A 13,914-nucleotide genomic window follows, 5' to 3' on the forward strand; every position below is an offset into this window, starting at 1 on the left:
GTGCAATGACTATGTTTAACAAGAACCTGATGATGACCCTGTGCAGCCTTGCCTTGCTCACCGGTGGCCTGGCACAGGCCGCCGTTAGCCCTGATCAGGCCGCGCGCTTGAAGACTGACCTGACCCCCATGGGCGCCGAGCGCGCCGGCAATGCCGACGGCAGCATCCCGGCCTGGGACGGCGGTTACACCCAGGTGCCGGCCGGCTATAAACGTGGCGACAAACGCGCCGATCCCTTTGCTGGCGAGAAGCCGCTGTACAGCATCACTGCCGCCAATATGGGCCAGTACGGCGAGCAATTGGCCGAAGGCACCAAGGTGCTGCTGAACAAGTACCCGGACTACCGCCTGGACGTGTATCCGACCCATCGCAGCGCCGCCGCACCGCAGTGGGTGTACGACAACACCTTCGCCAACGCCACCCGTGCCCAGGTTGATGTGCCGACCGAGAAGGTCAGTGGCGCCTACGGCGGCATTCCGTTCCCGATTCCGCAGAACGGTGCCGAGGTGCTGTGGAACTACCGCCTGTCCTGGCAGGGTGGCGACACCATCAGCGCGCCGTTCGACACCTGGCTGATGACCGCTGGCGGCAAGAAGGTGCAGGCCACCCGTGCCAAGTTCAGCTACCAGTTCCCGTACTACTTCGAGGAGGGCAACCTGGAGAGCTTCGGTGGCAAGTACCAGTGGGGCAAGCTGTACACCGAGCTGCCGTCGTCCAAAGCTGGTGAGGGCCTGATGACACACTGGGACGTCGACCCCACCGCCCGTGCCGCCTGGCAATACCTGGTCGGCCAGCGCCGCGTGCGCCGTGCGCCGAACATCGCCTACGACACCCCGGACTTCGTCACCTCCGGCGTTGGCCTGTTCGACGAGGCCTTCATGATCTTCGGCCCGACCGATCGCTACGACCTCAAGCTGGTGGGCAAGAAAGAACTGCTGGTGCCTTACAACAACAATCGAGCCGGGCTGGCCAAGAGCGATGATCTGGTTCAGCCGCGCTTTCTCAACCCGGATCTGGTGCGCTGGGAGAAGCACCGTGTGTGGGTGGTCGAGGCCACGCTCAAGTCGGGTAAGCGCCACGTGGTGCCGCGCCGCACCTACTACGTTGACGAGGACTCCTGGCAGGTACTGCTGGTTGACGGCTATGACGCACAGGGCCGTCTGGGCCGGCAGATGTACAGCCTGACCCTGCTGGCGCCGGACATGCCGGCCCTGACTGCGCAGGTGATGTGGGGCAGCTACAACCTCGACACCGGGGCCTACTTCCTCAATTCCTCGAGCAACGACCTGAAAGAGCAGTACCACGCCATTGAGCGGCCGTCTGCCACGTTCTTCACTCCTGACGCCATGGCCAACTCCAGCATCCGTTGATGCGAGCGCCCCGGGGCGGTGCTGCCTGCTGCCCCGACCTTCGAGGAGGTTTTGATGAAAGTCTTAGCGAAAGGGCTCAGCGGCCTTGCCCTGGTGCTGGCCGGTGTTTTCGCCCTTGGCGTGCAGGCGGCTCCCGCCGTGCTGGAGCGCCCGGCCTTGCACAGTGCCAAGGCGCAACGCAGCGTAATGCTGGATCTGGCGCATGCCGGGCAGCGCCTGGTGGCGGTGGGCGAGCGCGGCATCATCCTGCTGTCGGATGACAATGGCGCGAGCTGGCGCCAGGTGGACGTGCCGGTCAGCGTCAACCTGACGGCCGTGCAGTTCGTCGATGCCCTGCAGGGTTGGGTGGTCGGCCATCTTGGCGTGGTGTTGCACAGCAGCGATGGCGGGGAAACCTGGAGCAAGCAGCTCGACGGCATCCAGGCCGTCCAGTTGATTCTGCAGGCAGCGCAGGCCTCGGGCGATGCAGATGCCATCGCGCAGGCCGAGGCGATGGTCGCCGACGGCCCGGACAAACCCTTTCTCGATCTGTATTTCCAGAATGAGCGCGTCGGCTATCTGGTCGGTGCCTACAACCTGATCCTGCGTACCGAGGACGGCGGCCAGAGCTGGCACAGCTGGATGAAGCATCTGGACAACCCGCAGGGGCTCAACCTCTATGCCATTCGCGCCTGGCGTGGCGATCTGTATATCGCCGGCGAGCGAGGCCTGCTGCTGCGCTCGCGCGATGACGGCGAGCATTTCGCCGCCTTGCCATCGCCCTACGAGGGCAGCTTCTTCGGTCTGCTCGCCGCCCGTGAAGGCCTTCTGGCGTTCGGTCTGCGCGGCAATGCCTGGTGGTCGACCGATGGTGGCGAAACCTGGCAGGCACTGGAAACCGGCGTGGAATCGGCCCTGGCCGCGGCGCTGGAGCTGGCCGACGGCCGTTTGCTGTTGGCCGGGCAGGGCGGCGAGTTACTGGTCGCGCAGCCTGGCAGTGCTCGCGTGCAGAGCCTGCCGCTGCGACTGGCGCCGGGCCTGGCCAGCGTCGTCCAGGCGGCTGATGGCAGCCTCGCCAGTGGCGGTTTGAGTGGCATCACTGCGCGGCAAATCCCTGAACAATCGGCCCAGCGCTGAGTGATCCCGTATCGGCGTGGCACGTGCCACGCCTGAGGAGTGCGTAGTGAAATTCGAGAATCCCGCCGATGCCGCGCCGACTGTCGTCGCGCATCTGGATACCTTCGATCCGCGTTCGGGCAATGTCATCGAGCGCGCCATTTTCAATCACCGCCTGCTGGTGATCCTGCTGTGCCTGGCGCTGACCCTGCTGCTCGGCTGGCAGGCGCGCGGCATTGGTATCAATGCCAGCTTCGAGAAAACCATCCCCACCCAGCATCCCTACATCGCCAACTTTCTCGCCGAGCGCAGCGAGCTGAGCGGCGTCGGCAACGTACTGCGCATCGCCGTGGCGACCCAGCAGGGCGACATCTTCAACGCCGCCTACCTCGACACCCTGGCCCGCCTGAATGACGAGCTGTACCTGCTGCCGGGCGTCGACCGGCCCTATATGAAGTCGCTGTGGACACCGACCACGCGCTGGACGGCGGTGACCGAAGAAGGCCTCGATGGCGGCACGGTGATCCCCGATGGCTACGACGGTTCGCCCGCCAGCCTCGACGAGGTGCGTGCCAATGTCGCCCGTTCCGGGGAGATTGGCCAACTGGTGGCCGGCGACATGCATTCCAGCGTGATCTTCCTGCCGCTGCTCGACCGCAACCCGCAGACTGGCGAGGCGCTGGACTACGCCGCGCTGTCGCAGCAGCTGGAAGCGCTACGCGCCAAGTACCAGGCCGAGGGCGTGAGCATCCATATCACCGGCTTCTCCAAGATCGTCGGTGACCTGCTGGAAGGCCTGGGCCAGGTGGCGCTGTTCTTCGTAATCGCCGTGCTGGTCAGCGTGGCCATGTTGCTGGCCTACACCCGTTGCCTGCGCAGCACCTTCGCTGTGGTCGCCTGCTCGCTGGTGGGCGTGCTCTGGCAGGTCGGGTTGCTGGCGTCGCTGGGTTATGCGCTCGACCCGTACTCGATCCTGGTGCCGTTTCTGGTATTCGCCATCGGCATGAGCCACGGCTCGCAGAAGATGAACGGCATCATGCAGGACATCGGCCGTGGTCTGTCGAACCTGGCTGCGGCGCGCATGACTTTTCGCCGCCTGTTCCTTGCCGGGCTGACCGCGCTGATCAGCGATGCGGTGGGTTTTGCCGTGCTCTGGGTGATCGACATTCAGGTCATCCGCGACCTGGCGATCACCGCCAGCATCGGCGTGGCGGTGCTGGTGCTGACCAACCTGGTGCTGCTGCCGGTACTGCTCAGCTGCACCGGCGTCAGCGCCAAGGCGGCGCAGCGCAGCCTGCGTTACCAGCAGGCCGGGCAAGCGCAGCATCCGCTGTGGAGCGGCCTGTCGCGCTTCGCCACCCCACGCCAGGCGGTGCTCGCGTTGCTGGTGGCGGGCGTGCTGGCGCTGGGCGGCAAGCTTGTCGGCAGCCAGTTGCAGATCGGCGATCTGGACCCCGGCGCGCCGGAGCTGCGCGCCGACTCGCGCTACAACCGCGACGCCGCCTTCATGAACGCGCACTACGCCGCCAGCTCGGACATCTTCGTGATCATGGTGCGCACCCCCGAGGATCAGTGCACGCGTTACAACACCCTGGCCGCGGTGGATGAGCTGGCCTGGCGCCTGGAGCAACTGCCAGGCGTGGAGGCGACCAACTCCATGGCCAGCCTGAGCAAGATGGCCAGCGCTGGCTACAACGAGGGCAACCTCAAGTGGTATGAGCTGATCCCCAACGAAGGGGCGCTGGGCGCCGTGCAAACGCGCGCGCCGCGTGAGCTGTTCAACCAGGGCTGCTCACTGCTGTCGCTTTACGTCTACCTGGCTGACCACAAGGCGGCGACGCTGGCGCGGGTGGTAGCCGAGAGCGAGGCGTTCATCGCCCAGCAGTCGCTGCCGGAGGTCAAATTCATGCTCGCCGCCGGCAGCGCCGGCATCGAAGCGGCCACCAATATCGTGGTCGAGAAGGCCATGCAGCAGATGCTCTACTGGGTCTACGGCGCGGTGATCCTGCTGTGCTGGATCACCTTCCGCAACTGGCGCGCGGTGCTCGCCGCGATCCTGCCGCTGATGCTCACCTCGGTGCTGGCCGAGGCGCTGATGGTCGGCCTGGACATGGGCGTGAAGGTGGCCACCCTGCCGGTGATCGCCCTCGGCGTGGGCATCGGCATCGACTACGCGCTGTATGTGCTCAGCGTGCTGCTGGCACGCATGAAGGAGGGCGACAGTCTGGTCGATGCCTACTACGGCGCGCTACTGGCCACCGGCAAGGTGGTGCTGCTGACCGGCCTGACCCTGGCCATCGCCGTGGCCACCTGGGTGTTCTCGCCGATCAAGTTCCAGGCCGATATGGGCATCCTGCTGGCTTTCATGTTCCTGGTGAACATGCTCGGCGCGCTGATCCTGCTGCCAGCCCTGGCCTGGTTGCTGCTGCCGCGTGTCCCTCGCAAGGCGGCTGACTGAGACCGAGCAGGTCGACGGGCGCCCGTCGACCCGCTATGTGCCACCCAATCGTTCGCCCCATTGCAGGAGTGCCACATGATCAAGCCATTGCAGTTTATCGCCGCCAAATTACTGCGCGCGTTCGCCAAACGGATGAAGGCGAGTTTCGTTTATGCCAGTGCCGACTATCCGCTGCAGGCGCGCCAGACCCGTTATATCGACACGCCGCAGGGGCGCGCACGCGCGCTGTTTTATTGGCCATTGGCCGGATGCGATGAATTGCGACCGGTGTACCTGAACCTGCATGGCGGCGGCTTCGTGGCTGGCGTGCCGGAGCACGATGACAGCTACTGCCAGCGCCTGGCGCACAACCTGGGTTGCCTGGTGGTCAACCTCGACTACGTGCTGGCGCCCGAGCATCCTTTTCCGGCGGGGCTTAACCAGTGTTTCGCGGTGCTGGAATGGCTGGCGGACAACGCTACCGAGCTGGGCATCGACCCTTGGCGCATGGCCGTCGGCGGACACAGTGCCGGCGGCAACCTGAGCGCTGGCGTTGCTGCCCTGGCACGCAATCATCAGCGCCTGCGTGTAGTGCATCAGGTGATTGATTACGCCGCATTGGATCTGGCGGCGCCAGCCGAGAGCAAGACCTCGCCGCTGGCAAAGCCGCTGCTGCGGCCCGGGCTGATGAACTTCTTCATGAGCTGCTATTTCTCCGACCCGGTGCAGGCACTCGAGCCGCTGGCCTCGCCGGTGTTGGCCGAGATCGAGCAATTGCGAGGTCTACCGCCGGCGACGCTGATTACCGCCGAGTACGACGTACTGCGCGCGGAAGGCCAGGCCTATGCCGCGAAGCTGCGCCAGGCCGGTGTCGCCGTGCAGGAACGTATGTTTGTCGGCTGTGACCATATGTTCACCCACCTGGGCCCGGATGAGTCCGCCGAGCAGGCCTGGCAACTGATCGAGGACAGCTTGCGTAGCGCCTTCGCCGAGCCGCCGGCATGGCAAACAGCACATCTTCCGTAGCCCGGACGCAATCCGGGCATGGTCGACTCGCAAATCCCCGGATTGCATCCGGGCTACACGGCGCCGCAAGTAGGGCGCCGTGCCTTGTTGCCGCAGGCTGCGCTGCGCGCACCAGTCCCTACAGATCCAGTACCAGGCAAGCACTGCGCGAACGTGAGCAGCAGGGGGTGAACTGGTCGTTGCGGGCTTTTTCCTCATCGCTGAGAAACAGATCACGGTGCTCCGGCTGGCCATCCACCACGCGAGTCAGGCAGGTGCCGCAGATACCCTGGCCGCACGATACCGGGATGTCGAAACCGGCGTCCTCCAACACCTCCAGCGCGCTACGATCTTCCGGCACCTGCAGTTCCAGGCCTGAGCTGGCGATGCGCAGGGTGAAGGCGCCACCGCCGCTTTCGGCTTCCGGCGCGGCGAAGTATTCGCGGTGCAGGCGTTCTTCCGCCCAACCCTGAGCGCGCGCGGTGTTCAGCACGTACTCCATGAAGCCGTTGGGGCCACACACATAAAGCTGGCTGCCGGGCGGCTCGGCGGCGAGCAGGGCGGGCAGGTCGAGCTTTTGCGCGGCGTCGCCATCGTCGCGGTGCAGGTGGGTGTGCGCGGCGAAGGGCGCGTTGCTCAGACGCTCGGCAAAGGCGGCGAGTTTGCCCGAGCGCACGCACTGGTGCAGCGCGAAGTCCGCGCTGAGCGCGTGCAGGCGCCAGGCCATGGCCAGCAGCGGCGTGATGCCGATGCCGCCGGCCAGCAGCAGGCTGCGCGGCGCCTGCTCGTCGAGGGCGAACAGGTTGCGCGGCGCGCTGATGCGCAGGCGCTGGCCGATGCGCAGCAACTCGTGCACGGCCTGCGAACCGCCGCGCGAGGCCGCGTCACGCAATACGGCGATGCGGTAGCGGTGGCGTTCGCGCGGGTCATTGCACAGCGAATACTGGCGGATCAACCCGTTGGGCAGGTGCAGGTCGATATGCGCACCGGCCTCGAACGGCGGAAGCGGCGCGCCATCGGCAGCCACCAGTTCCAGGCCGAGGATGCCCTCGGCCTCCAGACGCATGGCGCGGATGATGACTTCGATCATGATGCGCTCCGCGCCAGGATCTGCCCGTCGGCCTGGGCCTGTTCGGCGTTGACCAGTCGCTCGATGATGCGCCGCGCCTGCACGCCGCCGGCATCGATATTGAGCTTGAGCAGGTTGCGCTCCGGGTGGCGCAGCAGGTTGCGTTGCTGGCGCTCGAGCATCTCCAGGTCTTCGCTGAAAATCTTGCCCTGGCCCTCGCGGATACGGTCGGTGAGCTCGTTGTCGTCGACCTTGAAGCGTCGCGCCATGCCCCAGAAATACCAGATCGAGGTGTCGTTCTCCGGGGTGATGAAGTCGACCACGATGCTGCTGGCCTTGTACTGATCGTGCGCTTCATAACCGCCATGCCCGGCAATCGCCACGCCGACCTCGATCAGCACATGGCTCGGCGGGGTGAAGCGGCAGATCTGCCAGCGATCCACCGGCGCCGTTTCGTCCAGGCCGTTGGCGCTCAATGCCGCACGCCAGAAGGGCGGCGCGGAGATGTTCTGCATGAAGCGGCTGGTGATCACCTCGCTGCCGTCGACGCGGGTATTGACCGGCGCCTCGTCGATCTCCTTCTGGCCGATGCTGCTGGCGTGCACGTAGGTCTCGTGGGTCAGGTCCATCAGGTTGTCGACCATCAGCCGGTAGTCGCAGGCGATGTGATAAAGGCCGCCACCGTAGGCCCACTCGGGGTTTTCCGCCCACTCCAGATGCGGCAGTTGCGCCGGGTCGGCCAGCGCCTCGTCACCGGGCCAGACCCAGATGAAACCGTAGCGCTCGATCACCGCGAAACGCTTGATGCAGGGGAAGTGCTGGACGCGCTGGTTGGGCATGGCGGCGGTCTTGCCATCACAACCCATGGCCAGGCCGTGGTAGCCGCAGACCAGCAGGCCATCCTCGACGTAGCCCAGCGATAGCGGCGCGCCCCGGTGCGGGCAGAAGTCTTCCAGGGCCACCGCGCGGTTTTCCGGGCCACGGTAGAACACCATGGATTCGCCACAGATGGTGCGGCCCAATGGCTTGCTATCGATCTCGTCCGGTGTGCATGCAACGTACCAGGCATTCTTCGGGAACATGGCAACCTCCTCGAGGCTATTGTTGTTATTGGATCCAATAGTCTGCTTTTAAGGGGTAGGTGACCAGCTTTGTTCGGGTTTATGGATCCATTAACGGGCGTTAATCGCACGAAAAGCCGAATTGACCTGGCCATTGGCTGCCGTAGACTGGCGCCATTGGATCCAATCAAGGAGAAGTCATGAGCGGACCGGGACAACGGGTTCTGGCGTTGCTGCGGCAGATGATTGCCGAGGGCAGTCTGGCGGCGGGCGAGCGCATCGCCGAGATCCCCACGGCCGAGCGCCTGGGCGTATCGCGTATGCCGGTGCGCATGGCGTTTCGCGTGCTGGAGCAGGAAGGCTTGTTGATTCGCCATGGCGCGCGCGGCTACGCAGTGCGCCAACTCGGTGAAGAGGAGCTGGCCGGCGCGGTGGAAGTGCGCGGCGTGCTCGAAGGCCTGGCCGCGCGCCAGGCTGCCGAGCGCGGTGTGTCCGAGGCCGTGCGTGCGGTACTGCTGGAGTGCCTGGCGCAAGGCGACCAGTTATTCGACAAGGGCTACCTGAGCGAAGAAGACCTGGCCAGCTACCACGACATCAATCTGCGCTTTCACCAGGCGCTGGTGGAGGCCAGCGGCAACCCGGCCATCGCCACGGCCCTGGCGCGCAACGACCACCTGCCGTTCGCCTCGGTCAGCGCCCTGGCCGTTGACCGAGCCCACCTGGATCGCGAATACCGCCGCTTCAACTTTGCCCACCTGCAACACCACGCCGCCGTCGACGCCGTACTTGCCGGCCAGGGCGCCCGCGCCGAAGGCATCATGCGCGAGCACGCCAACGCGACCCTGCGCTACGCCCGCTTGTTCGGCGCGGAAGAGGGCGCGAGCAGTGGGCGGACGGTGATTCAGAAGGGCAGCAGACGGACCGAGCCATAATCCCGCCGCAATCGCTGTTCTTATTTCGTGCAGATTGTCGAAAGCGTGGCGGTGGCCGGCTTGGACTGTTTCTCTATCCAGTGGTAATGCTGGAGCAAAAAGAGGAGGTCAAGCTAATACGTTGCCATGTCAGTGGTGAAGTAGTAAGTAATTGATTTAAATAGGTTTATTTGGCGGTGCGTATGACGATGATGCGGAGTTAGATGGAAGGCTCTACTATCAGATTAGTACTGCCTTCCATCTGATCGCTGTTATGTGCCTCATCAAGGAATCTCCGAAATGGAAGCTGAAGATTTCTCCAAAGAAACATCCATTAAAATAACCCTCGGCCACCTACTGCTTGCTTGGGAGGTCTTGTCTGATAAATTCTCAGACTTGCAGTCAAACGATAGTCTTTAAGAAGAAGAAAGAAGAGCCATTTGGGGTTTAGCGAACTTGCTCGAAAATTCATTGGCTGAAAACGACGCCACTGGAAAGCCCCAAGCAGAATGGGCGGTGCTTATCAGCAAATCGAAGGAATATATGAAAACAGTTCCTGTTGATTTCCTTGAATAGCCTGGTGCCGTGAGGGATATAAAATTGGTTCAAACCGTTCGCTTCGCTCACTGGGACGGGCTAAAGCTCGCTCCTTAACCAAACGTTATGCACTTCAAGCAGTTGGTCTGCAGACTCAGAAACTAGGAGGTCAGATATGAAGCCAAAACTTTCCGGAGGCCTGGTGCATGAATTGCCCGTCGATTTTGCCGTGGCATTAACTGAGGAAGATCTCAGCAATACTTGGGAGGGCCTGTCTGCAATTGGTCGTAATGAATTTATTTGTTGGGTTGAAGATGCCAAGCAAGAGAAAACGAGAGCGAAACGGATAGCACGAGCTACAGAAGAACTTTTAGAGGGAAAAAAGCGACCTTGCTGCTGGGTAGGGTGTATACACCGTACCGACAAGAAGCCTAGTAAATGGCAGCAGGATGTTTTGATAGATAAAAAGAAAAAGCCGATGCCAAAGTAGAATGAGGCCGGTGCATAACAAATTAATCAATCAATTTGACCGCATTGCGCTGCGCTTTATGCGTATATGGACTCTCCCCACAAGTAGTGAGCAAAGCTTTGCTTTTGCACCTGTCGTCAGCGCGGTTGCATTCGTATATCCGGCCTGTTGAGGGCTTTTCCGCCCCAGCCATTCTGTAGCTCGCGCAGCGGGGCCAAGCGTTCAAGTGATCCCAGGATCGTCATTGCTATCGGCCTTGTTCCGCTGCAGGGCTTGCCTGTTCCGACCGCGCCGCTATTCACTACCACCACAAGAAATACGTACCTGGCTACCTGCCGGGAGGCGGGCTTTGCGCTGTGCCGATTGGCACTGACGCGCCGCTCGTGGCTCCACACCGTCCAGCAGATGCGTACCCGCTCGTTGGCCAAGGCGACGCTGGCCTTGCGGTGGTCCATCACGCGTGAGCACGTTTGCGTGCCATTTATTTTATTGACTTAAAAAATTAATAGAATTAAATAATGCCCAGTCCCTCAAGCGGGGGCATACGCGTACGGCGATTCCTCAGCCGTGCGAATCACAATAAATCGAGGGGAGCGCGGATCATGGGCGCGGAATCTGGCTTGGGGCGCTTGCTACTTCTGGCATGGCTGTTGACCTTCGTGAGCACGGCTCAGGCGGCGCCTGCCGCTGGCGAGGTGCGTGTCTATAACTGGCTGCGCTACCTGCCCGAGCAGGTGCTGCGGGATTTCGAGCAGGAGACCGGCATTCATCCGCACTACGTCGAATTCGATTCGGTGCAGACGATGGAGAACAAGCTGCTGACGGGGAACTCCGGTTATGACGTGGTTTTCCCCGGCAGCAGCAGTCTGCGCAAGCTGATCGTCGCCGGCGCCGTGCAGCCGCTGCAGCGCGAGCGCCTCAGTAACATGCGCCATCTGGACGGCGCCTTTCTGCAAGGCCTGGAAGCCGCCGGCGACCCTGGCAATCGCTATGCCGTGCCCTATCTGTGGGGCGCCACGCTGATCGGTTACGACGCGGATCGTGTCGAGCCGCTGTTCGACGGCAACGTTCCGTCATCCTGGGATTTGCTGTTCAAGCCAGAGAATCTGCGCCGTCTGTCCGGTTGCGGGGTGGGCATCATCGATGCGCCGGACGAAATCCTGCCTATCGCGCTGCATCACCTTGGGTTGGATCCCAACAGCCACCGCCGCGCCGATTACCGCGCCGCCCAGCAACTGCTGCAGGGCATCCGTCCTTATGTGCGCTACTTCGATTCGCAGCGGTACGGTGACGACCTGGCCAATGGTTCGATCTGCCTGGGCGTGGGCTGGTCGGGTGGCTTCGTGCAGGCGCGGCAGATGGCTGCGGCCGCCGGACGCCAGTTGCGCCTGAAGATGCTCGTGCCGCCCGAGGGCGCGCCGTTCTGGTCGGATGTGATGGTCGTCGCCACCAAGGCGCCGAACCCGGATCAGGCGCATGCCTTCATCAATTACTTGCTGCGCCCGGATGTGATCGCGCGCATCAGTCAGCAAATGGGTTATCCCGCCCCGAACGGCGCCTTGCTGGCCCAGCCCGCTGCAGCCGACGACTCACGCCAGGAACTGCTGCAAGCCGCACAGCAGCAGCGTTTCTTCACCATCACGCCGGTTCCCGAGGCTGTCGAGCGCGTCAGGGCACGGGTGTGGCGCAGTCTTCAGGCCGGGCAGGACATCCAGCCTTGAACCGCCTTATCTGTGCGCACGCCGCGTTGCTCGCGTTGTGCTGATCCACTGTTTTGTCCTGCTGGCAGGCCATAAGCCGGCCCGGCAGGCCTTCCCACGTTGCATCCGTGGCTCCTTTATCGGCGACAGGGAGGTCGTCTCTTTTTCGAGGGTTGAGTCATGCATATCACGTTGCGCCTGAAGGTCATCCTGCTTTTCGGTGCCTGCCTGCTGGGGTTGGCGAGTGCGCTGATCATGGTCTCCATCAGCCAGATGCGTACGCTGGCCAGCCAGGCGCAGGAGCGTACGGCGCAGGAACTGCGGGCGTCGATCAACGCGCGCCTGGGCGATTCGGTGCGCTTCCAGGCGTCCGGTATCCAGCGGTTTTTCGAGCAGACGCAGGACGCCGCTGAGCGGGGCGCCGAGGAGGTCGAGCGCACGCTCGAGTTGGCGGCAGGATGCCGGTCTGGATGGCGAGCGGGTGAGGCGACAGCTGACCCGTCAGATCCGTGCGGTGGTCGATCGCGATCCCGCGCTGCTCAGCGTTTACCTGGTGTTTCTCGATGATGCTCTGGATGGACGCGACGCCGACTTCGCTGGCCGCACCGATCTGGGCAGCAACGAGCGCGGGCGCTTTGCCCCGGTTTGGTTCCGCCATTCGGGTCAGGACTACGAACTGGTCAACATGGCCGAACAGACCTTGCAGGCGACTCAGCCGGGCGCGGCAGCGCGGCAGTGGTTCGATTGCCCGTTGCAAACCGCAGGTGCCTGCCTGCTCGAACCTTATCTGGACGCTGTGTCCGGCACGCCACTGCTGAGTACCTCGCTGACCGTACCGGTGCGCAGCAACGGCAAGGTCGTCGCTGTACTCGGCGTGGACATCCTGCTCGACCAGCTCCAGGCCCTGGCCGAGAAGGCCAGAGCAGCCTTGCCCGAAGCCCAGGTCATGCTGGCCAGTGCACAGGGTAATCTGGCTGCCTACACCGGGGATGCCGCGCAGCTTGGGCAGCCCTGGCAGGCTGAGCGTTGGGCGCAGGCCGACGACTTCCAGGCCGAGGAGCGCTTCGCCCCGATTGCCGGCGCTGCGCCTTGGCGGGTTGGCGTGAAAGTGCCGGCCAGCGCCGCCTTCGCGCCGGTCGCGCAACTGCGCGATGAGCTGGATCGGCAACTGCAGCAGGCCATCGGCTGGCAGCTGCTGTACGGGCTGTTGGCGGCTGCCCTGGCTTTGCTGATTCTGGCGCTGGCTTCGCGTTCCGTGGTTCAGCCGTTGCGTCTTCTGGCGCGTATGGTCGAGGGGCTGGCCGATGGTGGCGGCGATCTGTCCCGCCGTCTGGATGAGACGCGCAATGACGAGATGGGCGCAGTCAGCCGCGTGCTCAACCGTTTCCTGGGCTCCCTGCAGGGCATCATGAACAGCCTGCGCCATTCGCTGGACAGGCTCGACGAGGCCGCCGGCCGCAGTGCCTCCGAGGCGACCGGCAATTTGGCGGCGACCGAACGGCAGCGGGCCGATATCGACCAGGTGGCCCATGCCATGCGCCAGGTCAGCGCGGCGGCCCACGACATCGAACACAACACGGCCTCTGCCGTGGATACCACTGGCGGGATGCTGCAGGCTATAGAGGAGGGCACGCCGCTGATCGAGCGTACCGTGGCCATCGTCGAGCAGCAGGGCCAGGACCTTCAGCTCACGGCGCAGCAGGTGGTGGCGTTGTCGCACAAGAGCGGGCGCATCAGCGTGGTGCTGCGGTTGATTCGCGACATCGCCGAGCAGACCAACCTGCTGGCCCTCAATGCTGCCATCGAGGCGGCACGTGCCGGTGAGTACGGGCGTGGTTTCGCCGTGGTCGCCGACGAGGTGCGCAATCTGGCGCAGCGGACGCAGGGATCGATCCAGGAAATCGACGAGATCATCGGCACGCTGCAGGGCGACACCCAGGCCCTGGTCGACAGCATGCAGGTCAATCAGCAGCGCGTAGGTGAGGCGCAGGCATTGTTCGGTGAGCTGCTCGAGTCGCTCTATGGCATCGGCCGTGGCGTGGATGCGCTGGTGGGTATGAGCGCGCAGATCGCCACGGCGGCACGCGAACAGGCAGTGGTGGTGGATTCGGTCGACAGTGCCCTGGGGCGTGTGCGCCAGGTGAGCGATGAACTCACCGACAGCGTACGCGCGGCCGCGCTGCAAACGCGGATCGTCCAGGAGCAGGTGTCGCAGCAGGCGCAGGTGCTCAGGCGCTTCCACTGCTGAAGCGCATGGTTC

General features: G+C 63.7%; 10 protein-coding genes and 2 pseudogenes. 10 read left to right on the plus strand and 2 right to left on the minus strand.

The genetic code is table 11. The features are described from left to right. Positions 1 to 11 precede the first annotated feature (11 nt). The 4 genes from ACN8M7_RS25085 to ACN8M7_RS25100 all read left to right on the plus strand — a co-directional run bounded on the left by ACN8M7_RS25085 (position 12) and on the right by ACN8M7_RS25100 (position 5,928). On the plus strand, positions 12 to 1,370 hold the full coding sequence (locus tag ACN8M7_RS25085; protein WP_490262548.1) for a DUF1329 domain-containing protein: 1,359 nt from the start codon (positions 12 to 14) through the stop codon (positions 1,368 to 1,370). Between the two features lie 54 nt (positions 1,371 to 1,424). Then, positions 1,425 to 2,486, plus strand: a complete 1,062-nt coding sequence (locus tag ACN8M7_RS25090; protein WP_490262549.1) for a WD40/YVTN/BNR-like repeat-containing protein — start codon at positions 1,425 to 1,427, stop codon at positions 2,484 to 2,486. Positions 2,487 to 2,532: 46 nt separating this feature from the next. Beyond that, entirely contained in the window at positions 2,533 to 4,923 is a 2,391-nt protein-coding gene (locus ACN8M7_RS25095; RefSeq protein WP_490262550.1) for an efflux RND transporter permease subunit, read from the plus strand. 75 nt (positions 4,924 to 4,998) lie between these two features. Next, positions 4,999 to 5,928 (plus strand): alpha/beta hydrolase, encoded by a 930-nt coding sequence (locus tag ACN8M7_RS25100; RefSeq protein ID WP_490262551.1) that lies wholly within the window; start codon positions 4,999 to 5,001, stop codon positions 5,926 to 5,928. Positions 5,929 to 6,046: 118 nt separating this feature from the next. Here the strand turns inward: ACN8M7_RS25100 and ACN8M7_RS25105 are convergent, their stop codons facing one another. Further along, positions 6,047 to 6,997, minus strand: a complete 951-nt coding sequence (locus ACN8M7_RS25105) for a PDR/VanB family oxidoreductase (protein WP_061242456.1) — start codon at positions 6,995 to 6,997, stop codon at positions 6,047 to 6,049. Beyond that, positions 6,994 to 8,058: a Rieske 2Fe-2S domain-containing protein gene (locus ACN8M7_RS25110; protein ID WP_490262552.1), complete on the minus strand. Its 1,065-nt coding sequence runs from the start codon at positions 8,056 to 8,058 to the stop codon at positions 6,994 to 6,996. Before ACN8M7_RS25110 ends, ACN8M7_RS25105 begins: the two co-directional genes overlap by 4 nt. Before the next feature lie 179 nt (positions 8,059 to 8,237). On the opposite strand from ACN8M7_RS25110, the gene ACN8M7_RS25115 reads away from it, so the two are divergent. The 6 genes and pseudogenes from ACN8M7_RS25115 to ACN8M7_RS25140 form a co-directional block, all read left to right on the plus strand. Continuing rightward, positions 8,238 to 8,969: a GntR family transcriptional regulator gene (locus tag ACN8M7_RS25115; protein ID WP_490262553.1), complete on the plus strand. Its 732-nt coding sequence runs from the start codon at positions 8,238 to 8,240 to the stop codon at positions 8,967 to 8,969. 691 nt (positions 8,970 to 9,660) lie between these two features. After that, positions 9,661 to 9,975 carry a YdeI/OmpD-associated family protein gene (locus ACN8M7_RS25120; protein WP_490262554.1) on the plus strand — a complete coding sequence of 105 codons (315 nt, stop codon included), beginning with the start codon at positions 9,661 to 9,663 and terminating at the stop codon, positions 9,973 to 9,975. A gap of 581 nt (positions 9,976 to 10,556) precedes the next feature. Beyond that, positions 10,557 to 11,675, plus strand: coding sequence for an extracellular solute-binding protein (locus ACN8M7_RS25125; protein WP_490262555.1), 1,119 nt, complete (start codon positions 10,557 to 10,559; stop codon positions 11,673 to 11,675). 159 nt (positions 11,676 to 11,834) lie between these two features. Then, entirely contained in the window at positions 11,835 to 12,221 is a 387-nt protein-coding gene (locus tag ACN8M7_RS25130; protein ID WP_490262556.1) for a hypothetical protein, read from the plus strand. Next, a pseudogene (locus ACN8M7_RS25135) lies at positions 12,208 to 13,044 on the plus strand (methyl-accepting chemotaxis protein); the annotation flags it as partial. The gene ACN8M7_RS25130 and the pseudogene ACN8M7_RS25135, both read left to right, overlap by 14 nt. 330 nt (positions 13,045 to 13,374) lie before the next feature. After that, positions 13,375 to 13,902: pseudogene (locus ACN8M7_RS25140) on the plus strand (methyl-accepting chemotaxis protein); the annotation flags it as partial. Between the last annotated feature and the right edge of the window lie 12 nt (positions 13,903 to 13,914).

Origin of the sequence: Pseudomonas spartinae (assembly GCF_965197125.1) — a bacterium.
GTDB lineage: Bacteria > Pseudomonadota > Gammaproteobacteria > Pseudomonadales > Pseudomonadaceae > Aquipseudomonas > Aquipseudomonas composti_A.